Source organism: Streptomyces sp. NRRL F-5650, assembly GCF_000721365.1.
Lineage (GTDB): Bacteria > Actinomycetota > Actinomycetes > Streptomycetales > Streptomycetaceae > Streptomyces > Streptomyces ardesiacus.
The window spans coordinates 1-1,274 of record NZ_JOGV01000132.1; the positions used below are offsets into that span (position 1 = coordinate 1).

The 1,274-nt window shown below is 69.0% G+C and carries 2 pseudogenes; both read left to right on the forward strand.

Going from position 1 to position 1,274, the window contains the following annotated elements:
* Positions 1 to 867, forward strand: a pseudogene (locus tag IG88_RS39790) (RICIN domain-containing protein); the annotation flags it as partial.
* A gap of 98 nt (positions 868 to 965) precedes the next feature.
* Positions 966 to 1,274: pseudogene (locus IG88_RS39795) on the forward strand (hypothetical protein); the annotation flags it as partial.

The window sequence follows — 1,274 nt, forward strand, 5'->3', positions numbered from 1 at the left end:
CGTGGAGGCGACGCTGAAGCCGAAGCGGATCATCTGGTTCGGTGCGAAGGAGGAGCGGCCGTACCAGTTGGCCGTGCGCCGTTCGGGGGTGGATCCCACGCCGGTCGAGGGCACGTATGTGCAGCGGGGTTTCCTGCCGCGCTGGCTGGCGACGTTCCTGGGGATCTTCGTGGCCGTCGCGGTGGCGTTCGTGATGATCTGGATCGCGTACAAGCCGCAGGTCCGTACGAGTGCCACCGAGCAGACGCAGCAGGCGGGTGTCGCGCTGTCCCCCAGCGCCACCCCGGAGACACTGCCCAGCAGCGCCGAGTCCGCGCCCGCGGCGACGGGGGTTCCGGCGGCGGTGACGGTGGGGACAAGAAGCCCGCGAAGCCCGCCGTGAAGCCGGTGGTCCCGGCCCGGGACGTCATGCTGCGCAACGCCACCACCCACATGTGCGCCGACATCCCCGGGCGGGGCAAGGGCCAGATCAACGGGGTCGTCCAGCAGGCCAACTGCCACGAAGAGGGCGACAACGAGTACTGGCACCTCGAGGTGAAGTACAAGAAGGGCGGCCCCGGCGGGGCGGACCTCTTCCAGATCCGCAACGCCACCGACGGCTTCTGCATGGACCTGGGCGAGTTCGGCGCCCGTCCCGAGGGCACGGGGATCGCCGAGTTCCACTGCGACGGCACGATGGCCGACAACCAGCTCTGGTGGATCGACAAGCAGGAGAGCGGCGACTACTGGATCCGCAACTACGCGAGCAACCACCTGTGCCTGAACGTGAAGGGCCAGAACGGCGGCACCGAGACCCCGCTGAACATCGCCAAGTGCACCAACACCGACGACCAGGAATGGAAGATCATCCACCCGAACAAGGACTGACCCCAGGTCCGGACAGCCGCTCGACCAGGCACCTTGGGGCAGCCAGTGCTGCCCCGAGTGCCGCTGTCCGCGCGGGAGTTGACGCGTAGCGTCGGCGTGTGAGCCTGTGGACTTCCCTGGAGCCCGCGTCCGCGACTGTGGACCCCGGCAGTAGTACGCGTGTGCGCCTGAGGGTGCGCAATACCGGTGACGTGGTGGACGAGTACCGGTTCGAACCGGTCGGGCAGGTGGCCCCCTGGACGACGGTGGAGCCGCAGACGCTGCGCCTGTATCCGGGGACGACGGGGACGGTGGAGCTGACGTTCGCTCCGCCGCGTACGTCGGACGCGGTGGCGGGGCCGAATCCGTACGCGGTGCGGATCACGCCGACGGAGCATCCGGACGCGGTGACGGTGCCGGAGGGGAAT